The 22,357-nt window shown below is 58.2% G+C and carries 18 protein-coding genes and 1 riboswitch; of the genes, 4 read left to right on the top strand and 14 right to left on the bottom strand.

What is annotated here, in order from left to right; genetic code table 11:
* Positions 1–112: 112 nt before the first annotated feature.
* The 3 genes from dnaK to hrcA form a co-directional block, all read right to left on the bottom strand.
* A complete protein-coding gene (dnaK, locus tag ACP4CD_RS12165; RefSeq protein ID WP_071155154.1) occupies positions 113–2,041 on the bottom strand; it encodes a molecular chaperone DnaK in 1,929 nt (642 codons plus the stop codon).
* A gap of 71 nt (positions 2,042–2,112) precedes the next feature.
* A complete protein-coding gene (grpE, locus tag ACP4CD_RS12170) occupies positions 2,113–2,748 on the bottom strand; it encodes a nucleotide exchange factor GrpE (RefSeq protein ID WP_281022421.1) in 636 nt (211 codons plus the stop codon).
* A gap of 51 nt (positions 2,749–2,799) precedes the next feature.
* Positions 2,800–3,840, bottom strand: a complete 1,041-nt coding sequence (gene hrcA, locus ACP4CD_RS12175; RefSeq protein ID WP_064024382.1) for a heat-inducible transcriptional repressor HrcA — start codon at positions 3,838–3,840, stop codon at positions 2,800–2,802.
* Positions 3,841–4,220: 380 nt separating this feature from the next.
* On the opposite strand from hrcA, the gene ACP4CD_RS12180 reads away from it, so the two are divergent.
* Positions 4,221–5,108 (top strand): NAD(+) kinase, encoded by an 888-nt coding sequence (locus tag ACP4CD_RS12180; protein ID WP_426991110.1) that lies wholly within the window; start codon positions 4,221–4,223, stop codon positions 5,106–5,108.
* A 1-nt stretch (position 5,109) separates the two neighbouring features.
* On the top strand, positions 5,110–6,789 hold the full coding sequence (gene recN, locus ACP4CD_RS12185) for a DNA repair protein RecN (RefSeq protein ID WP_426991111.1): 1,680 nt from the start codon (positions 5,110–5,112) through the stop codon (positions 6,787–6,789).
* 10 nt (positions 6,790–6,799) lie between these two features.
* On the opposite strand, the gene ACP4CD_RS12190 is transcribed toward recN, so the two are convergent.
* Positions 6,800–7,702, bottom strand: coding sequence for a DMT family transporter (locus ACP4CD_RS12190; RefSeq protein WP_426991112.1), 903 nt, complete (start codon positions 7,700–7,702; stop codon positions 6,800–6,802).
* 207 nt (positions 7,703–7,909) lie between these two features.
* Complete coding sequence (locus ACP4CD_RS12195) at positions 7,910–9,517, bottom strand: methyl-accepting chemotaxis protein (protein ID WP_313728861.1); 1,608 nt, start codon at positions 9,515–9,517, stop codon at positions 7,910–7,912.
* Between the two features lie 253 nt (positions 9,518–9,770).
* On the opposite strand from ACP4CD_RS12195, the gene ACP4CD_RS12200 reads away from it, so the two are divergent.
* Positions 9,771–12,290: a DUF2339 domain-containing protein gene (locus tag ACP4CD_RS12200; protein WP_426991113.1), complete on the top strand. Its 2,520-nt coding sequence runs from the start codon at positions 9,771–9,773 to the stop codon at positions 12,288–12,290.
* Entirely contained in the window at positions 12,287–13,639 is a 1,353-nt protein-coding gene (locus ACP4CD_RS12205) for a DUF3999 family protein (RefSeq protein WP_426991114.1), read from the top strand. The genes ACP4CD_RS12200 and ACP4CD_RS12205 overlap by 4 nt, the downstream gene beginning before the upstream one ends.
* 4 nt (positions 13,640–13,643) lie before the next feature.
* Here the strand turns inward: ACP4CD_RS12205 and ACP4CD_RS12210 are convergent, their stop codons facing one another.
* From ACP4CD_RS12210 to ACP4CD_RS12250, 9 genes are all read right to left on the bottom strand, one after another.
* Complete coding sequence (locus ACP4CD_RS12210; protein WP_426991116.1) at positions 13,644–14,021, bottom strand: VanZ family protein; 378 nt, start codon at positions 14,019–14,021, stop codon at positions 13,644–13,646.
* Positions 14,022–14,072: 51 nt separating this feature from the next.
* Positions 14,073–15,608 carry a cation:proton antiporter family protein gene (locus ACP4CD_RS12215; RefSeq protein ID WP_281022414.1) on the bottom strand — a complete coding sequence of 512 codons (1,536 nt, stop codon included), beginning with the start codon at positions 15,606–15,608 and terminating at the stop codon, positions 14,073–14,075.
* A gap of 124 nt (positions 15,609–15,732) precedes the next feature.
* Positions 15,733–15,939 carry a DUF6494 family protein gene (locus ACP4CD_RS12220; protein ID WP_426991117.1) on the bottom strand — a complete coding sequence of 69 codons (207 nt, stop codon included), beginning with the start codon at positions 15,937–15,939 and terminating at the stop codon, positions 15,733–15,735.
* Between the two features lie 539 nt (positions 15,940–16,478).
* Positions 16,479–18,161, bottom strand: coding sequence for a hypothetical protein (locus ACP4CD_RS12225; protein WP_426991118.1), 1,683 nt, complete (start codon positions 18,159–18,161; stop codon positions 16,479–16,481).
* Positions 18,161–19,021, bottom strand: a complete 861-nt coding sequence (locus ACP4CD_RS12230; RefSeq protein ID WP_168031936.1) for a hypothetical protein — start codon at positions 19,019–19,021, stop codon at positions 18,161–18,163. The genes ACP4CD_RS12225 and ACP4CD_RS12230 overlap by 1 nt, the downstream gene beginning before the upstream one ends.
* A 28-nt stretch (positions 19,022–19,049) precedes the next feature.
* Complete coding sequence (locus ACP4CD_RS12235; RefSeq protein ID WP_426991119.1) at positions 19,050–19,835, bottom strand: VPLPA-CTERM sorting domain-containing protein; 786 nt, start codon at positions 19,833–19,835, stop codon at positions 19,050–19,052.
* A gap of 134 nt (positions 19,836–19,969) precedes the next feature.
* The gene (locus ACP4CD_RS12240) at positions 19,970–20,740 is read right to left on the bottom strand and encodes a hypothetical protein (RefSeq protein ID WP_168031938.1); all 771 of its coding nucleotides are present in this window, start codon (positions 20,738–20,740) and stop codon (positions 19,970–19,972) included.
* Between the two features lie 100 nt (positions 20,741–20,840).
* Positions 20,841–20,917: riboswitch (cyclic di-GMP riboswitch) on the bottom strand.
* 432 nt (positions 20,918–21,349) lie between these two features.
* On the bottom strand, positions 21,350–21,970 hold the full coding sequence (locus ACP4CD_RS12245) for an ABC transporter permease (RefSeq protein WP_426991120.1): 621 nt from the start codon (positions 21,968–21,970) through the stop codon (positions 21,350–21,352).
* A gap of 77 nt (positions 21,971–22,047) precedes the next feature.
* Positions 22,048–22,356 carry a hypothetical protein gene (locus ACP4CD_RS12250; RefSeq protein ID WP_426991121.1) on the bottom strand — a complete coding sequence of 103 codons (309 nt, stop codon included), beginning with the start codon at positions 22,354–22,356 and terminating at the stop codon, positions 22,048–22,050.
* Position 22,357 lies beyond the last annotated feature (1 nt).

The raw sequence follows: 22,357 nt of genomic DNA on the forward strand, positions 1-22,357 counted from the left end.
GCCGGCGTTTACCAGCGGTTATTTAGTGTGTTGAATGAATGGAACGATGAGGGTGATTAACACCTTTCACCCTGACTCTCTCCGTTAACGGCGAGAGGCTCCCCGGTGAGGATTATTTTTTGTCGTCCTTCACTTCCTCGAACTCGGCATCGACCACATTGTGGTCTTCGGCTTGCTGACCGCTAGCCGCATGGGCTTCGCCGGCAGCGGCGTCCGCTCCGCCTTTTTGGGCGTAAACCCGTTCGGCCAGTTTACCCGAAAGCTCGGTCAGCGCGGCGGTTTTGGCTTCGATAGCGTCCTTGTCGTCGCCTTTCAACACGCCCTGCAAGTCGCTGATGGCCGCTTCGATCGCCGATTTTTCGTCGCCGGTAACTTGGTCGCCCAATTCCTTCAACGACTTTTCGGTCGCGTGGATCATGCCTTCCGCCGAGTTACGCGCCGAAACCAGTTCTTTCAGCTTGCGGTCTTCGTCGGCGTGCGCTTCGGCATCCTTGATCATGCGCTCGACTTCGGCATCCGACAAGCCGCTGGACGCCTTGATCACAATGGATTGCTTCTTGCCAGTGGCTTTATCCTTGGCCGACACGTTCAGGATACCGTTGGCGTCGATGTCGAACGACACTTCGATTTGCGGAATACCGCGCGGCGCGGGCGGAATGTCCTGCAAATCGAAACGGCCCAGCGATTTGTTGCCTGACGCCATTTCCCGCTCGCCCTGCAACACATGCACGGTGACCGCGGTTTGACTGTCCTCGGCGGTCGAGAATACTTGCGAAGCATTGGTTGGGATCGTGGTGTTTTTCTCGATCAGTTTGGTCATCACCCCGCCCAGGGTTTCGATACCCAACGACAATGGCGTGACGTCCAGCAGCAACACGTCCTTGACGTCGCCGCCCAATACGCCGGCTTGAATCGCCGCACCCAGCGCTACCGCTTCGTCAGGGTTGACGTCTTTGCGCGGCTCTTTGCCGAACAATTCTTTAACGAAGGCCTGCACTTTCGGCATCCGAGTTTGACCACCCACCAAAATCACGTCGTTGATTTTCGAGGTCGAAATGCCGGCATCTTTAATCGCTTGCAAGCAAGGACCTTTGGTGCGCTCGATCAGTTCGTCAACCAGCGATTCCAGTTTGGCGCGGGTCAGTTTGACGTTCAAGTGCTTCGGACCGGACGCATCTGCGGTGATATACGGCAGGTTGATGTCGGTTTGCTCGGCGGAAGACAACTCGATTTTCGCTTTCTCCGCAGATTCTTTTAGACGTTGCAGCGCCAATGGATCGTTGTGCAAATCGATGCCGGTGTCTTTTTTAAATTCCCCGGCCAGGAAATCGATGATGCGCAAGTCGAAGTCTTCACCGCCCAGGAAGGTGTCGCCGTTGGTGGCCAATACTTCGAACTGGTGCTCGCCTTCGATTTCGGCGATTTCGATGATGGAAATATCGAAGGTACCGCCACCCAAGTCGTAGACCGCGATGGTGGTATCGCCTTTCGGTTTGTCCATGCCAAACGCCAACGCCGCCGCAGTCGGCTCGTTGATGATGCGTTTCACGTCCAGACCGGCGATCCGGCCCGCATCTTTAGTCGCTTGGCGTTGCGAATCGTTGAAGTAAGCCGGTACGGTGATGACCGCTTCTGTGACTTCTTCGCCCAGGAAGGCTTCGGCGTCTTTTTTCAACTTCATCAACACGCGGGAAGACACTTCCGGCGGCGCCATTTTTTTACCGTGGCATTCCACCCAAGCGTCGCCGTTGTTGGCTTCCATGATTTTGTAAGGCACCATCTTGATGTCTTTCTGTACCGCGTCTTCTTTGAAACGGCGGCCGATCAAGCGCTTGATCGCGAACAAGGTATTTTCGGGGTTGGTCACCGCCTGACGTTTGGCGGATTGACCGACCAGCACTTCGTTGTCGCCGGTGAAGGCGATGATGGACGGCGTGGTGCGGGCGCCTTCGCTATTTTCGATAACCCGCGCGGTGCCGTTTTCCAGGACCGCGACGCAGGAGTTGGTGGTTCCTAGGTCGATTCCGATGATTTTAGCCATTGAGATTCTCCAGACTTGAATTAGGTATTAGTTAAAAAGTTATTTGCGATATGCGGTTGATCGATGAAATTTCAAGCCTGTTCGTCAACTTTCGCGCTGTCGGCGGGTTTGTCCTCGGCCTTGGCCACCACCACCATCGCGGGGCGTAGCAAACGGCCGTTTAAGATGTAGCCTTTTTGAAACACGTTCAAAACCGTATTGGGTTCGGCGCTGGCGCTAGGCTGCATCGCCATGGCTTGATGCAACTCGGGATTAAAAGCTTGCCCGGTCGGATCGAGGACTTCGATATTGAATTTGGCGAACACCGATTCGAATTGCTTAATGGTCAGCACGCTGCCTTCCCGCAATTTAGCCACTTCCGGACTATCGCCGGTCGCCGCCTGCACGCCAAGCTCGAGACTGTCCAACACGCTAAGCAATTCCTTGGCGAACTTGGCCAAGCCGTATTTACGCTCGTCGTCCAAATCCTTTTGTACGCGTTTTTTCAGATTTTCCATGTCGGCCTGCACGCGCAAAGCCTTGTCCAGATTCGCGGCGGCTTGTTGTTGGGCTTGCTCCAGTTGTTGCCGCAGGCTTTCGATGCTGACTTCGCCGGCCTCGGTTGCCTCGGCAACAACGTCTTCGCCGGCTTCTTTGGTCTGCTCCAGCACCTCGGCGATCAATTCGGCGTCGGATTGCTGTTCGTGACTCGATTGCTGATGGCTCATTTGGGACTCCGTGGTTCTTAAAATATTAGGTCGGCCTTACGATAAGGGCGATTATTTGGGATTCAAGGCCGCGCCCAATATTTTTGCCGTCACGTCGACGAACGGAATCACTTTTTCGTACGCCATCCGGGTTGGGCCGATCACGCCCAACACGCCGACCACCTCGTCGTTGACCGAATAAGGCGCCGTGACCAAGCTGCAATGGTCGAATGCACTATAGCCGGACTCTTCGCCGATAAAAATCTGCACGCCGTCGGCCAACAGGCATTGATCCAGCAAATGGATCACGCCGCGCTTTTGGCTGAACGCCTCGAACAGCTGTTTTAGACGGTCCATGTCGGACAATTCGGAAAAGCCCATCAGATTGGTTTCGCCGCTCAACACGTAATCGTCGTTGGGTTGTTGGGCGAAGGTCAGTTGCGCCATGCTAACCGCGTCTATCATGCCTTGATTGACGCGCTGCTGATCTTGCTCCATCTCCCGCAACACTTGCTCGCGGATCTTGGCCAGACTGAGGCCGGCGTAAACCGAATTCAAGTAATTGGCGGCCTGTTGCAGTTCGGCCGGGCTAAATTGACGCTGGGTATGGATGATTTTGTTATGAACTTCCTCGCCGTCGGTGACAAAAATCACCAGTACGCGCATGCTGGACATCGGCAGGAATTCGATGTGTCGCAACGTGACCATCTCACGGCGCGGCAGGGTGACGACACCAGCCATATGGGTCATATCCGACAGCAACCTGGAGGCCTTGCTCAGCACGTCGCCGGTTTTGTCCGCATCGGCCAGCAAGCCGCTTTGCAATTGATCCAGGTCACTGGACGCCAGCGGCTTGACCGTCAACAGACTATCGACAAACAAGCGATAGCCGGCCACGGTCGGCACCCGGCCCGCCGAGGTATGCGGCGAATGGATCAAGCCCATTTCCTCGAGATCGGCCATGACGTTGCGAATGCTGGCCGGACTGAGCTTAAGCAGCGGATCCTTGGACAATACCCGCGAGCCGACCGGCTGACCGTCTTGTATATAACGCTCAACCAAGGCCTTCAGCAAATACGCCGATCTTTCGTTTAAATCCGGTCCGCTAGCCACATTGACACCCTAGAAAATTCGTTAGCACTCCAACGTAACGAGTGCCAGAGGGGAAAGCTAACAGGTGCCCGGAGCCTTGTCAATCCGCCTAAAATCCGTGCGAACCCAAGCCTGTCGGGGATCTCGGGCATTCGCAATGCCGATGGATAGCGTCCGATTTCAGACATTGGCCCGACGCCTACGGGAATGCCCGGTCGCGGCACGGCCATTACCTGGCAACAAATTCAGGGTGTTAACGACACCGAACCGCACGGAATTTGGCCGACGCCGATATTCCGGCCGCGCCGGCCGACGTACTAGCGACGCCGAGCGCGAAGCTTCGCTAGTGCCTGCTCGAATTGTTTGTATAATCCCAAGCATTTTTGAATCCCGGCTCAGACATGCCTTCACCCTTTCAACGCATCGGCATCATCGGTAAATTCGGCGATCCGGGTATCGCCGCCACGCTCAAGGAGCTTTACCGCTTTTTGCTGCAGCGCGGTCACTCGGTGGCCACCGATAGCCGAAGCGCCGAGCTAATCGAAGCCGAAGGCGTCGTCGGCATGCACATCAACCGGCTGCCGGAATGCTGCGATCTGCTGATCGCGGTCGGCGGCGACGGCACGTTTCTAACCGCCGCCCGCGCCGCCGCCGATTTCGACACTCCGCTGCTCGGCGTCAACCTCGGCCGACTGGGATTTCTGGTGGACATTTCTCCGGACCAGTTGCTGAGCCGCCTGGCGCAAATCCTCGACGGCCGCTACCAGACCGAACAGCGTCATTTGTTACAGGCCGCCATCATCCGCGACGGCGAACTCATCCATCGCCAGACCGCGGTCAACGAGGTCGTCGTACATCGCTGGGTCACGCCGAGCATGATCGAAATCGTCACCAGCATCGACGGCGTGTTCCTGAACACCCAGCGTTCCGACGGCCTGATCGTCGCGACACCGACCGGTTCGACCGCCTATGCGCTGTCGGCCGGCGGACCGATTCTGCATCCAACCCTAAATGCGCTGGTACTGGTCCCGCTGAATCCGCACATGCTGTCCAATCGGTCCATCGTCATCGACGACAAAGCCACGATCGAGATCCGTTTCAGCCAGACCAAGCAAATCAACGCCCTGGTCACCTGCGATCATTTAGAAATCCCGGACGTGCGCATTAACGACACGATCGTCATTCGAAAAGCCGACAAACCGATTAACATTCTGCACCCGGAAGACCACGATTTCTTCCACATTCTGCGAAGCAAACTGAACTGGAGCGGCGGTTATTCCGCCAAATGACATGCTGTTGAACCTGAACATTCTCGATTTGGCCGTGGTCGACAAACTGGACCTGGACCTGGAACCCGGTATGTCGGTGCTGACCGGCGAAACCGGGGCCGGCAAATCGATACTGCTGACCGCGCTGGGCTTGGCGTTGGGCGATCGCGCCGATTCCGGCTACGTGCGCCCCGGCAGCAAGCGCGCCGAAATCAACATCGAATTCGATCTATCCAAGGCACCGCTGGTTAGCCAATGGCTGATCGACCACGAATTGGACGACGACGGCCAATGCCTGGTCCGTCGCACCGTTAGCGAAGACGGCCGCTCCAAGGCCTATATCAACAACCGGCCGGTCAATCTGCAAACGCTGCAAACGTTAAGCCGGCAATTGGTCGAAATCCACGGCCAACACGCCCATTTGACGCTGCTTGATGCCGACGAACAGCGTCTGCTGCTGGACGGATTCGCCGACCACGCCGAATTGCTCAACGATCTGAACGCCTGCCAACAAAACTGGCGGCTAGCCCATAAAGAACTGCAACAACTGCAAAAATCCGGCAGTGACCAAGCCGAACGCGAGGAGCTGCTGCGTTATCAGCTTGAAGAGTTGCAGCAACTGGATCTGGAAAATTTCGATTATCAAGCCCTGGCCGACGAACACAACAAGTTGGCTAACCTGGGCAGAATTTTGAGCGTCGGTCAGCAACAGCTCGACATCCTCTACGACAACGACCAGCAATCAGTCGCCGACATGCTGGGTCACGTGATCCACTCGGTCGGCGAATTAAGCCAATACGCCGCCGAATTGAACGGCATCGTCGAACTGCTGAGCGACGCCGAAATCCAGATCGGCGAAGCCACCCAACAACTGCGGCGTTTCCTGGAGAATCAGGAAGCCGATCCCGGCCAACTGAGCTGGCTGGAAAACCAGATTGGCGTGATTCAACGCCTGAGCCGCAAACACAAGGTACCAGCCGAGGAATTACCGGCGCTGGCCGAGCAATTCGCGCTGGAGTTGAACAATCTCAGCCATAGCGGCGAGCGCATCGAAGTTCTGCAAGCCGATTGCGAGCGTCTGCTGGCGCAATACCGCGAATTGGCGACGGCATTATCCGCCAGCCGGCGCCGGGCCGGCGACGAGTTGCAGCGCCGCATTTCCGACGCAATCAAGGAACTGGGCCTGCCGCACGGCGAGTTCCTGGTCAAGCTCGACCGGGAGGATGGCAACGAGCCGCAACGCAACGGCCTGGATCGCATCGAGTTTCTGATCAGCACCAATCCGGGCTTGCCCGCCAAACCCTTGGCCAAGGTGGCGTCGGGCGGCGAGCTGTCGCGGATCAGCCTGGCGATACAAGTCACGACCAGCACCGATAAAACCACGCCGACGATGATCTTCGACGAGGTCGATTCCGGCATCGGCGGCGGCATCGCCGAGATCGTCGGGCAAAAGCTGCGCCGGCTGAGTTTGAACCGGCAAGTGCTGTGCGTCACGCACTTGCCGCAAGTCGCTTCGCAAGCCCATCAGCATTTATTCGTCGCCAAAAACCAAAATGCCGCGGTCACCTCGTCGACGGTTCGCAAACTCCGCGAGGACGAACGGGTCGCCGAGGTGGCGCGAATGCTGGGCGGCGTGACCATCACCGAAAACACCTTGGCGCATGCCCGAGAAATGCTGAGCTTGGGCGGCGGCGAAGCCTAGCCGGCGGACATCAACGTACCGACAAACTCAATACGCCCATCAGTACCAAGCCCGCCCCGCCGACCTGCAACAGCGTCATCGGTTCGCCAAGGAACACCGCCGCCATCAGTAGCGTCGAAACCGGCCCTATCGTGCCGATCAGCGAGGCGTGGCCCGAACCGATCCGGCGGATCGCCGCCGACAGCATGAACACCGGCAACACGGTCGAGACGATCGCCATCGCCAGACTCAATTGGTACACCGACATCGGCAACAGCAAGGCCTCCGGCGGATGCGTCAACACGAACTGTAAGATCGACGCCGCGCACGCGACCAACATTGCGTACGCGGTAAAGCGCATCGCGCCCAAGCGGGCGATGGCCTGACCGGCGCCCAGCAAGTACAGCGCATAGCTGACCGTGCCGGCAAACACGTAAGCGGCCCCCAACCACAATGTATCGCCGCCCCCATCCAACTCGCCGACGAACACCAGCGCGATCCCGCTATAACTCAGCAAGACCGCCGTCAGTTCCCGGAACCCGAACGGCTTTTTCAACCATAGTGCCGACATCGCCAGCACCAAGGTGGGGTACAAGAACAAAATCAAGCGTTCCAGACCGGCGGAGATATATTGCAAACCGGTGAAATCGAGCAGACTGGACAGGTAATAGCCAAGCAAACCGAGCACGCCGACGACCCAATAATCCCGAGCCGTCAGGGACGGCCGCGCGGCGGGTCCGCGTTGCTGAAACGCGACGATCAGGAAAAACGGCACCGAAAACGCCATCCGCAACGCCAATAACGTCACGGCATCGACGGCTTGCACATAGGCCAGCTTGACCAATATCGTCTTGGCGGAAAAGCCGATCGCGGCCAAGGCCGCCAGGCCGTAACCGAGCAGGGTTTGAGTGGAGGTGATGCTAAGGGACTTCATTAGGGCTCCTGTGCTGGTGCGAGCCCTAGGCAAATGACAAAGCCACCGCGGTCGAGCCCGCGGTGGTTTGAACTGATATTAGAACAACGCAAACACCACGGCCGTGAGCAAAGCCCATAGCCATGACTTGTTTGCAAAACGTGACGAAAAAAACGACTCATGGGGCGACTATAAGCCGGACCGGCCAAAACTGTCAAACGTAGCGCGTTAACGGCGGAATTTACCGACCAATTCATTCAACTGCACGGCCAGTTGCACCAACTCGCGGCTGGCGTCGCTGGTTTGCGCGGCATCTTGCGAAGTGCGATCGGTCAAGCCGCCAATGTTGCCGATGCTTTGGCCGACATGTTGCGCGACACGGCTTTGATTGTCGGCCACTAAGGCCATTTGCGAATTCAACGAGCGAATCTGAGTCACCCGCTCGGCAATCGCGCTTAAACCTAGATCGGCGCTTTGGACTTGTTCGCGGCGTTGCTCGGCGCTGGTTTTGGCTTTATCCATCACCGTCACCGCCTCCTTGGCCTCGCGCTGCAATTGGTCGATGATTTTCTCGATCTCTTCAGTCGCCTGATGCGAGCGGGTCGCCAGCGTTCTGACCTCGTCGGCCACTACCGCGAAGCCCCGGCCTTGTTCGCCGGCCCTAGCCGCCTCGATCGCGGCGTTCAGCGCCAGCAAGTTCGTTTGTTCGGCCAAGCCCTTGATCACGTCCAACACCGCGCCGACGCCGTTGCTTTTTTGGTCCAGGCGCTTGATGACTTCCGAAGCCCGCTCGATTTCGCTGACCAGCACATAGATGCCGTCGATGGCGTTTTTGGTGGTTTCCGCGCCCTGGGCGGCTTGCTGGTCGGCCTCGACCGAAGCCCGCGCCGCACCGTCAGCGCCGTGCCGCACATCCCTCACCGATTCCTCCAGTTCGTGGATCGCCTGAATGACGTTTTCGGTTTCCCTCTGCTGCTGACTGGCCGCCTGCGAGGTTTGCCTCGATACGGTGGCGATGCGATCGGTGGCGTCGGTCAGTAAACGGCTGACGTCAGACACCCGGTTCAAACTCGCCGCGAAATTAGCCAACATCGAGTTAAACGAGGTGCTGACCTGGCCGATTTCATCGCCGCTATTGACCGGCAAGCGCGCGGTCAAATCCGAATGGCGAGCGATGGCATCGACGGTGTCGCGCATCGTCACCAGCGGGTTGACGACGATGCGCCGCATCAGAATATTGACCAGCAACAAGCCGGCGGCGAACATCGCCAACGAAATCGCCGAGCCGGCGATCAGATCTTGGTTAATTTGGTCGTCCAGGCTCGCCAGCGAATAGGATACCCGCACCGCGCCCAACACCTCGCCTTCCTTGACCGGATGGCAGGTCAGGCAATTGGTGCCGCGAAAATTGCTGCTGGCCAGTATCGGCTCGACCACAGTCACCCAACGCCCGTTAGCGTCGTTGCCGTGGCGTATCAGCGCTTCACCGCTCAGGCCGCGCCGATCGAGTTCGTCGACGACCGCTTGCTCGGGCTTGCCTTTACCGTGCAACTCGACGATCCCGTTGCCGCGAATCAGGCGCACCTCGCTGACGCCGGGATGCGACAAGGCCTTTTCCCGCAACACTTCGACCTGAGACATCGAGCCGGTCAGCATCAGGGTGTTGATACCGTCGAAATAGCCGGCGGCAATATTTTTAGCTTTGTCGGTTGCCAGCGCTTGCACCATATCTTTCTGGCGGCCGGCCATGAACACGTTACTGACCAACATCAACACGACAAACACGCTGGCGATGCTGAGCAGAATTTTTGATTGGATAGTAGTTTGACTGTTCATAGTTCTGGGCCGCTTAACATTCCTTGGAAATTTATCACGAGTCATCGGCACCGCGCGGGGAAACCTGAACGACCCATCCGAAAAATTGCGTTCCTGGTCATTTTTCCGCCGGTCTCCGCAATCAGGTGGCAACGACCACTCCAGCGGCCGCCCGGTCATTTTTCATAAATATGCTAAGGTTGCGAAACGGCTCGAAACCGGCCCTGCCGGCCACAGCCTCCGCTCGCTTTAACTATAGACCGGGAGTCCCACCTTGGACGATATTTTCGAACTGCTCGCCGTGGTTGCGGTCGTCGTGCCGATCGTCGTAATCGTACTGCTGGTTCTACTGCTCAACCGGCAACGCGAAATCAACCGGGAAATCAAGGATTCGCTCGCCGACCTGCACGCCGCTTTGCGCGAAGACCGCAAACTGCTGCTGACGTTGACGGAACGCGTCGGCACCGAGCGTCCGGCCGCCGCGCCAGCCAGTTTCGACGCGCAAACGCCGGCGCGGGAGCAGATCTTGTTCGAACCCCGCGCCGCATCGGTGGAGACGACGGCACCCGAACCCAGCCGAGCGGAACCGGCCGACACCGAACCGACGGCGAGCACACCCGCTCCCAACGACGCTTGGCAAACCGCCGGCTGGCAAGTCGCCGAACCGAGCCGTTTCGAATTGGCGGCAAGGCAAGCACTCCAACAAATCTGGAACTGGATCGTGGTTGGCGAAGGCCACCGTCCGGACGGCGTTTCGATCGAATACGCGGTCGCCAGCAACTGGTTGCTGCGCATCGGCGTCCTGATCCTGGTCACCGGCATCGGCTTTTTTCTGAAATATTCGATCGATAACGGCTTGCTCGGCGAACAGGCGCGGGTCGCGCTCAGCGTCTTGACCGGACTGGCGATGATCGTCGGCGGCGTGCGCCTAGTCGGCGGCCAGTACCATTTGTTCAGCCAGGGCTTGTTGGGCGGCGGCATCGCGGTGCTGTATTTCAGCGTGTTCGCCGCTTACGCCTTCTACCACCTGCTCGGCGCCTATCCGGCCTTCGGCTTGATGTTGACGGTTACCGCCAGCGCCGCCGCGTTGGCGATCCGGCTGGACGCGATGCTGGTGGCGATCTTCGCCATCATCGGCGGCTATTGCACGCCGATTTTGCTGTCCACCGGTCAAATGAATTTCGTCGGCTTGTTCAGCTATATGCTGTTGCTGGGCGGCGGCGTTCTGGCGGTGAACTGGTACAAGCAATGGCATGTACTGAATTTTCTCGGCTTCGCCTTCAACTATCTGCTGTTTTTCGCGGCGATGCAACGCTACGAGTCCGGCTACTTTTGGCAAGTGCTGCCGTTTCTGACCGGATTTTTCGTGTTGTATTCGACGACGGTGTTTTTGTTTTGCCTGGTCAATCGGCAACGCTCGACGCTGCTGGACTTGGTCGCGCTGGCGGTCAACGCGGCGATCTATTTCGGCACCGCTTACGAGTTGATCGCCGCCGAATACGGGCAAGTCTGGACCGCGTTGCCGTGCCTCGCCCTGTCGGCATTCTATGTCGGCCACGTGTATTACTGCTTGGCCCGCCGCATCGAGGATAGAGAGTTGGTAGTCGGGTTTATCGGCTTGGCGGCGTTCTTTCTGAGCGTGGCGGTGCCGTTAATCTTGTCCAAGCAATGGATCACCGTCAGTTGGTCGTTGCAAGCACTGGTGATGATTTGGATGGCCGGCAAAGTGCGTAGCGCGTTTTTACGCCAAACCGCCTACCTGCTGTATTTGCTGGTCGCCGCCCGCTACGCTTTCATCGATTTGCCCGGCCAATACGCTACGGCGACTTGGGACGCCGCGCCGGGCGAATTCTGGTTCGGGCTGATAGAACGCCTGGTCAGCTTCGGCATCCCGATACTGTCGATGGCGCTGGCCTATACACTGATCGAAAAACCGGCACCGGCGACGGAATTGGCTTGTTCGCCGGCCCAGGACGTGCCGGTCTGGCTGAAGGACGGCGGCGTCTTGGCCGTCATCGCACTGATCGTTGTAGCCCTGGTATTCGTCACGCTGCAATTGGAACTCTACCGCAGCCTGGCCTACTTGTATCCGCCATTGCAAGCGCCGGCATTGACGCTGGTCTGGCTAGGCTTGGGCGCGCTACTGCTGAATCGCTACATGACCGGCTCCGGCCAGCTCATGTTAGCCGGCCTGCGTTGGCTACTGATCGGCCTGGCGATCAAACTGACGTTTTTCGATTTACCTTCCTGGGGCCTGACGCTGGGTCACGCCGCGATCGGCGACAGTTTGCTGACTTTGCATTACGGCGGCACTTACCGCTTCGAATCGGCGCTGATGCGGCTGCTCGACTTCGGCGCGATTATCCTGTTTCTGGCCCTGGCTTTCCGCCGGCTGGAAGGCGACGAAGGCAGCGCCGCCGACGTGCGCCGCTGGTTGGGCACGGCGGCGCTGGTATTGTTGTTCGCGTTTCTCAGCCTGGAAACCAATTCGCTGTTGCTGCATTATTTGCCCGGCTTGCGCTCCGGCGGCGTGACGATTCTGTGGTCGCTGTTCGCGTTGACTTCGGTCTACCACGGCATCCGCCGCGAAGTCGCCGCACTGCGCTTGGCCGGTTTGGTCTTGTTTGCGATCGTCGCCTGGAAAGTGTTTTTCGTCGACCTGGCCCGCCTGGAACAAATCTACCGGATCGTCGCCTTCATCGTACTGGGCATGCTGGTACTCGGCGGCGCGTTTTTCTACATGCGCTACCGGCAAAACTTCGCCGCTAACGCCGAGACCGAGAGCAAACGATGAGCCCCCGTAACGCCTTTTTTATCTGCTGGCTGTCGCTGTCCGCCCCGGTGGGCGCGACCGAATTCAGCCGCTCCGTCCAGCAAGCGCCCGGTAACGGTCAGGCGCTGTTGGCGGTGGAATTGGACAGCCAAATCTACGCCGCCAGCGCCGCCGACTTCGGCGATCTGCGTCTGCTCGACGGCCAAGCCGTCGAGACACCGTTTCTGTTGCGCCCGGCCGCCGCGACCAAAACGGTCCGTAGCCGCCGCCCCAGCCTCGGCCAGATCACCGCGCTGCAAACCGCTGGCGACAGCCTGAGCTTCGAAGTCCACCTCGCCGACAACGCCGAACCTGCCGACGGCTTGACGCTGGTCACCGCTCAACACGATTTCGAGTACGAACTCACGGTACAAGGCTCGAACGACGGCGAACACTGGCGGACGCTGACCGAGCACGCGGCGGTTTACGATTACTCCCGGCACTTGGCGATCGCCAATCTCGACGTGTCCTTGCCCGCCAACGGGGACCGCTATTTCAAAATCCTGGTCGGCAAGACCGGCCAAACCCGGATCGCGGAAATCACGGCGCTGACCCGGCGTATGCAAGGCCACGAGGAATTGGAACGCAGCGAAACGCAAACCCTGTATCGGGAGCCGCTACATATCGAGCGGATCGAGTTCTGGCATCTGCGTTCGGAAAGCCGCGCCGAGGCCGAAACCGTCGTCGACTATCCGTTGCCGGACTTTCAGGTACACGAAGACGCCGAGCGACACGCCACCCTAATCGACATCGACTGCCGCAAACTGCCGCTGACCGGGCTGCGGCTGGACGTCGCCACGCCCAGCTTTCAACGCGATGTCGAACTGCAGACGCCTCGAACCGGCGCCGGCGACTCGGCTTGGCAAACCCTAAGCAGCGGGCAACTGCGGGCCTTGCGCTTCGGCGACATTCAGCAAGCCGAGACCCGGATCGACTTTCCGGAACAACGCGGCGAGCGATATCGCTTGGTGATTCACAATCAAGACAATCCGCCACTGCAAATCACCGCGCTGACCGGCTTGGGCAAACGCTATCGTCTGCTGTTCATCGCCGCCCCCAATACTGCGTACCGACTGACTTACGGCAGCCAAGGCCTGGCAAAAGCCCGTTACGACACCGCCGCGATCGGCGAATTGCTGCGGCAAGGTATCGTCCCGACGCCGGCCAACTTGGGCGAGGCGCTCGCAACTGGCCAGACTGGCGCCGACAATTCCCTGAGAAACTTGCTGAACAGCCGAGCATTTCTGCTCGGCGCGATCGCGTTGGTGGTGCCGATATTGGCCTGGAGCCTTTACCAGGCCGGCAAGCGGCTCGGCGACTTGCCGAAATAAACGGTCAGCGCGCGATCCAGGCCAGAACCGATCTGTGGCCGGCGACGTAAAGCGCTCCGGCCGCCAACGCCGCGCCCAAACTGTCGGCCAACCAATCGCCGACGCCCGGCTCGCGCCCCGGCACGAAGGACTGGTGCCATTCGTCGCTGATGCCGTACAAACTGCAATAGGCGACGCTGACCAAGCCTAGTAAGCGGCGCTCGGCCAGCCGATGCCGAAACGCCCGCCAACTGCACACCTCCATCACGAAATAAGCTAGCGCGTGCTGGACTTTGTCCTGAAACTCGAAGTGCATCTTGACCGGCAAACTCTCCTGCGCCGACAACCAGAAAATCAAGCCGCAAAACGCCGCCAACGCGGTCCAGTCCCGGAATGCTCTCATCTTTTTCTATCCATTTATCGTAATTTACCCAGGGTTCGATGTCGGCCAAGCCTACGCGCCGCCTTCGAGCAATTGTTTGGCCAATTGATTGCCGGCCTCGACCAGCGGATGTATCACAAAATCGGCACCCAGCGCTTTCATGTGATCGGCTTCCTCGGCGTGATAGCAAATCGCGCCGATCTGGCCAAGATAGCCGCGCCGCCTCAATTGCTCGATCGCGGCGCAGCGCACCTCGTACGCCGGCACCGTCAATAAAATCCCCCTGACGCGCTCCAGCGGCAAACCGCTCCACAGCTCGCTGTCCTCGGCATCGCCGTAGACCACGCGCCGCCCATTACCCAACAGGGTTTCCAGCACGGTCGGGTCGGCGTCCAGCCCGACCACCCGTTGTTCGCGCTCGCACAACGCCCGATAGGCGGCGATGCCGGTGCGGCCCATGCCGATCACCAGCCATTCGGCAGCACCGAAGGATTCCGGCAAGCGGTCGGGATTCCCGGATTGCTTTTCGAAACGCACCAGCCAGCACTCGGCCCAACCGAACAAGCGGTGCGAGTAGCGGTTCAGCGGCGCCGCCACCGCCAACGAACCGGCCACCGCCAAACTGATAATCGCCTTCCAATCCTCGGTCAACAAGCCGGCATTGACCACCGCGCCGGTCGTGATCAACGCGAACTCGCTATAGGTCATCAAGGCCAACGACGACACGAAAGCGGTGCGCGCGCGCAAGCCGGCGAACAGAAACAACCCGAAAAATAACACGCCTTGCAGCGGCAGCAAGCCGAGTAAACTTAAGGCCAGCGTCACCTGTTCGCGATTCGGCAGATCGGCCAGACCGATTTGCAGAAAGAAGGCTACCAGAAACAACTCCTTCAAGCTCCACAGCCGATCGGTCAATTCGTCGATCTTGGGATGGGTCGCCAGCATCACGCCGGTCAGCAGCGCGCCGATGTCGGCGGAAATGCCGACCCGTTCGGCCGCGACGCCGCCGGCCAGCGCCAAGCAGACGCCCAGCAGCAGTTTCAATTCGGAGGCGCGACTGGCCGACAAAATCCGATGCGCCAGCGGCCGCAACAGCGGCAAGGCCAACAAGGCCAAAGCCCAAGGCTGGGGTTGTTTGCCGTCCGCCACCGCCAACAAGACGATCGCGACAATGTCCTGCAAAATTAGAATACTCAGCACGTCGCGGCCGTGCAGCGTCGACAATTCGCCGTTGTCTTCCAATACCTTGATCGCCAACACGGTGCTGGAAAACGCCAAACTGACTCCCAACACCAAACCGCCGGTCACCTTTTGTTCCAGCCAGAAAAACACCAACGCCGATGTCACCGCCGTCAGCAACAGGTGCAAACCGCCGACGCTTAACACCTCGCGGCGGATTAGCGACGAAGGCTTCAGCTTCAAACCGACCGAAAACAGCAACAGTTCGATGCCGATTTCCGCCACGTGACCAAGATTCGGCAACGGCGCGATTTGCAAACCATGTAGGGCATAGCCGGCGGCCAAGTAGCCGACCAAGGGTGGAAACGACAAGCGGCTGGCAACCATGCCGGCCAAATAAGCGGCGGCGATCCAGATCAGTTCGGTCATAAATCAATCATGCTGAGTCAAAACGGCCAGCCATGCGGGCCGGTCTTAAAAATAGAGTCGCTGGACAAGTCAAGGACCGTCGGCCGTCTCGCGCCGACGCCAATCGCAACGTTAGGCGCGGAAACTATTCCAGCGCGATACTGCCCTCGATGGTGTGACGTATCCCCAGCGCGGGCGCCTCCAAGGTCATCGCCACCGCGAGAGTCTCCGAACCCTCGAGTATGCCGGCCTCGACCGCTTTCAACACCGCGTGCTCCAGTTCGCGCTGCGAAGCGATCCCGACGGTTTTCAGGAACTTACGGACTTCCAAATTCAAGGCATCTTCGTTCATCGTCATCCCCCGGACACGTTATAAAAAGTCGAAGCGACGAATCGACGCGCGGAACTCGCTGCGCCATCGCCTCGGCTAGCAGATTATCACGGATCGGTGCATTCTCGGCTTAGCGATAGGCGAAGAGGCAGAGCCATCGGCCGGATCATGAACATTGAAAAGGATTCCGCCGAAATTCGCCGACTCGTCGGGCCGTCATCCCGATACCGCGAGTCAATAGATCAATGACCTTGGCAGCGGTGGTAAGTCGCTACGCTGCCAAACGGTTACGATTCGAAGGATTGGAGCGTTTTAGTAGGCCGGTCATCATCGTGTGACGTCTTTTATCTACTCGCCGGCACAGAACAAGTAGCCGTGTCAGTAGGATAAAACCGATGATTTGCACAAACATGAGAGCATGCCAGTTCCGATTTCTGGAGAGCAGGGAACGGCGATTCGAACAAGCCGTCACCGAGCGGCAGGTCGGTGACGTCAATCGGAAGTGAAGGGGAAGGGTTTAAGTGATCGTATCCAAGACGTGTGTATCGAATCCCGCGAGCTTACTTCGCGCATTGCGGTCGCGTACACAACAGGGCCAGTTTGCGCGAGTCGAGCACATTGATCGTGCCGTTATGATCCAAATCCCTGGGGTCGCCGGCACCGCTCGCCGGTTTGTTTCGAGCGGCCAGCAAGATATTGAGGTCGAGTAAATCGACATCGCGGTCGCTGTCTTGATCGCCGGTCACGGTCATGTTTTCGCAAGCGTCGGGCAGATGATTTTGGTTGGTATCGCCGCTTTGGCGTTGCTCGATGTCCAAGACGTCGGATTTGCCGTTGTTATTGCAATCCGGAAATACATTCAAATAGTACACATCCTGCTCGCCGTTGTAGGTCGCGGTGTAGGACACGTGAGCGCCGTATTTGTCGGAAACCAGATGGCTATAGTCGCCGATTTTGTCGACGCCCAACGGATAACCGGTTTGGGTGTTGAAGGTCGCGGTGACCGCTCGATTCGGACTCCAAGTCGCCCCGCCGTCCCATGAGTAGGAATAAAACAACTGGGATGTGCCGGCTTGGAGTTTTTCGCGGGTGTCGTACCAAACCGCATCGATCCGCGAGTTGTCGGCAACGCCCAACATCGGAAACCACTGAAAGGCGTTCCGATCCGCCGTATCCGTGTTGATGCGCAGCGGCGCCGACCAGGTCAGCCCGCCGTCGCTACTGCGGATAAAGTTGACGTCCAGATTGTCCGTGCCCGGCGGATCGACCGGAGCCAGCAGATAAAGGTTGTTGCGCAACGCACCTGCCGAATGATCGACGGCGACTTGAATATCGCCGATCGGACCAAGCGGGTTGGGATTGTTGGGAATCATGAAGGTGATCGGCGAACCGCCCATATCGATGGCTTGGGTCGTGAAACTTGGTATTGCGTTGGGATCGCGAGCGTTCAACGAGGTGGCGAACAAATAACCGTCGTAGACCAGCTTGGTACCCACCAAGCTGCCGCTTTCCTTACGACCGGCCAGATACACTTCGCCGTTGGTACCTACGCCGATGGTACCGAACGACGGGTTTTCCGGCACGCTGACCGGCGCTTCGTAGCTCAGGCCGCCGTCAACCGAGCGGGTAAAACGCTTGTCGTCCAAACCTTCCCGCCAGTGCAAATAAATATGGCCGTCGCTGGCGGTTCCGCTCCGGTCTATGCCGATTCGGCCTTTATCCGCGCCTTCGCCGTGGGCGTAGACCGGCGCTTGCCAGCTGACGCCGCCATCCAGCGACTTGAAGACCTGCACGTCCGCCGCGAAGTTGCCGGTGCTGTCGTAATGCAGACTCTGGTAGTAGAAATTGCCCGCCGAATCGACATCCACCATGATGTTGGTCCGTTGTTCGCCCGGCGTCACCACGCCTTGAAAATGCCAGTGCTTACCGCCGTCGTCGCTATAAGCCCAACCGCCTTCCCGGCTGCCCGAAGCGATACTGGTAAATTGCTTCCAGCCCGCGACCAACCGGTCTGGGTTATTCGGATCGAGAGCGATCGTCGGCTCGTGAGCCGCGTCGCCGACAACGTTATCGCCGGTCGGGTCCACATTCATTTGAATGCTCGAATACGGTCCGTACGGAAACAGCGATTGCGCAGCGGCGCTTTCCGGCATCGCGCCGCAGACCGCTAACACGCTCAAGCCCAAGCAATGGGCGGAAATCCCTCGCGGCAACGGCGCGGCGCGACCTAGGCGAACGTCCATCACGCCCTCCTGAATCGGCGATAGCCGTTGATACCGATACCGGCAATCCCCGAAGCGAAGAACCAAACCGCCGAAGGCAATGGAACGGCGGCCACTTGGCCGCAACCGCTATAGGCACCCACGCCTAAACAAAAATCCCCCAAATCGGCCAAGACGGTATTTTTCAAAAAGAACGCGTTTTCGGGGGACAGTAATAAATCGCCGCTGAGCATCCAATCGCCGGCACTGCTGTACTGCAACCGCAAATTAGCCAATTCGTAAGCCACCGCGCTAAACGAAACGTTATTCTGCAAATACCAGCCGCCCGGCGTGCCCGAAACGCCAAAGGCATCCCACATGGTCTGCCGCGCCTCCGGGTCGTATTTCAGCGAGTAATCGCCGTTCAGCAAGGTGCCGGAAAAGCTTCCTCGAAACATCTCGACGCCGGTCATGCCCATCGTGCCGGTACCCGCCAAGGTGTCCGAATCGATCGAGAAGTCCGGCGTCGTGGCTTGGACGTTGCGGCCGGAAAGCTGACCGCTGGGGTTGCTGGCACTGACGGGGGTGATGTCGTGTACCAAGTTCACGGCTGGAATTTCGACACGCGTCGGATTATTGAAGTAAAACGACGAATCGGTGCGAACCGTGTAGTCGGACTCGATGGTGTCGAAATATTGCGCCAGAAAGTATCCCGGCTGGGTCAACGAGCCGAAGTTGGAGAGCGCTAAAGCATCGCGGTCCAGATTCATCGTGAAGGTGCCTCCGGAATTCGCGTTTAACAACGCGGCATCGGCCTGCGTAACGAATCCGCCGGCGACCAGCGCGAAAACCGTCGAAACCGCGGTCAAGTATTTTGATGTTTCAAGGCGATGGCATGTCATCGAAACCTCCTGTTAACTGATATCCCGATCAAGCGGATCGGTTGCGAAAACCGCTCACGCCCATGCCGATTAAGCCGGTCATAAACATCCAGACGGCGGCCGGCAGCGGGACCACGGAGGTTTGAAAGCTGAAGGTACCGATGCGCGCATTAGCATTGCGGGCCGGACCGGCCCCAAGATGATCGAATCCCCAACCGTAACCCAACTCGCCGCTCAAAGACAGCACGTTTCCGTTGATCTCGGAAACCACGTTAAACAACTCGAAAGCCACCGCTTTAAAGCCGAGGGTGTTGTAAATGACCCAATCCGAACTTTCCGGCGTTTTTAGCGCTTCCGCGGGATTATAGGTCAGCGTCATGTCGCCCATTAATACCCGGTTAGTGGGGGGCGCGACATCCACTCGATAGCGCAGGCCGCCGGCCAGGCCGATAGAGCCCGACGCGGTGCCGGTAATGTCGTTGGGGTCGAACGTGAAGGCAGTGGCGCTATTGTGCCGACCCGACGGGTTGTCGGCCACATGGGCACCATTGACGGTAAATTTCAATCCGGTGGCCGGAATTTCGTTCGCCGCGTAATCGGTCAGATCGACGGGCGTATTGTAATCGCGCAACTCTTCAAAGGTTTTTGAGGCCAGCGAAGCGTCGTAGTATTCCTCGACGTATATGGATGGCGCAGCGGTCCTATCTAGATCGATACCGTTCTCGAAAGCGTCTCGATCGATATTGATAATCAGCGAACCGCCGGATACGGTAGCGCCGTGCGCGGATGTCGCGGCAAGGGTTAACGACAGCACGATCAGGTATAGAAATTTCATGCGTATTCCTTGAAAAAAATTGGGTTTCTAATAAGTCGCTTACCGGCCAAGTTCGGGCTCTACCCCCGACCGTTAACGGAAAGCAAAGCGCCCCGCAGCCTTTTGCGACGGAAGGATGAGCGGTCTGGTAAGGCTTAGGCGGATAAGCCCGATTTACCTCTGGAGGCGCCTAACAGGCCGACCAATCCGCTCCCGAACAACCACACGCCGGCCGGCAGCGGCACTGCGGCGGGCGCCAGATTGAAGGTACCCACTTTGACCGATGTGCTGCCGTTAAACAGCAAATTCCAGGAGTAACCCAAAGTGGAAAGATACAAATCGCCGCTTAGCGATAATTCGCCATTACCGTTGACCGACTCGGTGGCATTCACCAAGCGGAACAAGGCTGGATCTTGCGCGGGGCTACTAAAACCGGCGCTGTAGGTAAAGATATTCCACGTCCCACTGGCTTTTTTCAGGTAAAAATCACCAGGGTTCAGGTAGGAGCCGCCACCGGCGGGTTCCATCCGAAATGCACCGCTCAAGCCGATTTGGCCTGCCGCCGTGTTGCTGGCATCCATCGTCGTGGCCTCCTGCTTTCTCGCGCCGTAGCTGATGGTGGTGCCATTGGCGTTCACCGGCAACGAAACGCTGAAGGTCTCGGTCTGACTGAGAGCAACACCGCCGGTCGTGTCCAGATCGATCGGCGTTGCGTTATAACTCTCGTCCCAAAAATTGGCGATATACCAACCTTCGGAACCGCCAACAGCCGAGGTAAATGCGGAATTGTCGATGGTCATATTCGCGACGCCGCTAACGAGGGCCGCGTTGGCATCGCCTGCCGTTAACAGACCGCCGCCGAATACGCTGATTGCCAGAACGCCGGCATAGGCCGCTTTCAAACTGTGTTTGTTTAATAGGTTCATTGTTTTCCTTACAAAACGATCTAAGATTGATTTAATGGGCAAAATCCAGGCCCCGATACGGATGGAAGCGCGTCACATCCCATTGCAGAGCCCAAAGTTCGAAGGCAACCCGGCCGTCTTATTCCAAGACCCGTGGCTTTCCGGCTCCGCCTCGCGGCGGATGTGGCGAAATTGCCGCTTCCGTGCGGCATCGCCCGAATCCTTGAGCGAGGTTTTCCTAGATTTCCGGCGGCTTTTCCGAACGGCGCAAGATGCCGTCATTCGGCAGCCGCCAAGGCTCGAAACCCAACGATACTGGCTTAGAGAGAGCGTCGCGAAACGCAAACCCGCCGACATAAACCTATCGTCATTTCCCGAGTTGCTGATCTAACAGCAAAGACCAGGCCAATTAAAAAGCCATTGTTTTACAACGACTAACATTTTTACCGACGGCCAAACAAACCCAAACCACGTGATTTGCCTCAGCAACTGCGTGAAATCACCTATTCAAACGATTCGCCGGTATTTGTGACAACTCCACGTATCTCGAAACCTAAGCCACGTCGAATCAACGGGCGGAATGCGCCAGCTCCCGGTGAGTCGCACGGACCTCCATGGATTGACCGCTCCTCAATCTTCCACCCATTTAAACCGCAGCGCGGCGGTCGTTAGAAACAACAGCGTCATCGCGGCCAGGCTCATCAACGCCGGTGCTATCTCGGCCAAACCGGCGCCGTCGATCATGACCGCGCGAGCCGCTTGCAGCATGTGGGTTAGCGGGAAAATCAGCGTCAGGTTCTGCAACAGCGCCGGTGCGCCTTCCAGCGAAAACCAAACCCCGGACAGCAGTATCATCGGCAAGGTCAGCAGGTTCAGGATGCCCAAGGCCAACTCCTCGCTACCGGTCCGGCTCGCCATCAACAAACCTAGACTGATCAAAGTTACCGAACCGAGTACCGCTATCAGCGCCAACAAGGCATAAGCCCCCTGCACTAAAAAGTCGAACAAGACGTTCATCGCGACAAATTGCAGCACGACCGCCAGCATCAACAGCCCCAGCCGGCTGACGACTTGCGCCGACAGGAACTCAAAAGCGTTGACCGGCGAGGCTTTCAAGCGTTTAAGCACGCCGCTTTTGCGATACCTGACGATCGTAAATCCGACTCCGAACAAACTGCCGTGCATGATGTTGATGGCTAAAATGCCGGGCAAAACCCAATCGAGGTAGCGTACCCGCCGCCCGGAAACCACTTGCTTTTTCCAGGTGGCGGCTCGATCGCCAGCCAGCAGGACTTTTTCCAGCAGATAGCCCTGCCCGGAACTGTCGTTTATCCAATAGCCGTTTTCCGCCCCCCTTGCACCACCATATCCAGTTGATGATGCTGCAGTTTGGCTAACGCCTTATCCAGTTCCGGGTAGTCGATGAATTGCAGATATTGGGTGGTCTTAAACGCGGTAATCTGCGAATTAGCCTCGCCGGTCACGCCCACTTTAAACAGCGCGCTGTCCTGATCGTCGAATATCGCCGCTATGCCGACGATCAAAATCACCGGAAACACGAAATTCCAGATCCAGGTGGCTTTGTCGCGGATCAATTCGATATTGCGGGCTTTTAGCAATGCCAAAAAATGCTTCATC

The sequence above is a fragment of the Methylomonas stagni genome (assembly GCF_050154735.1).
Lineage (GTDB): Bacteria > Pseudomonadota > Gammaproteobacteria > Methylococcales > Methylomonadaceae > Methylomonas > Methylomonas koyamae_A.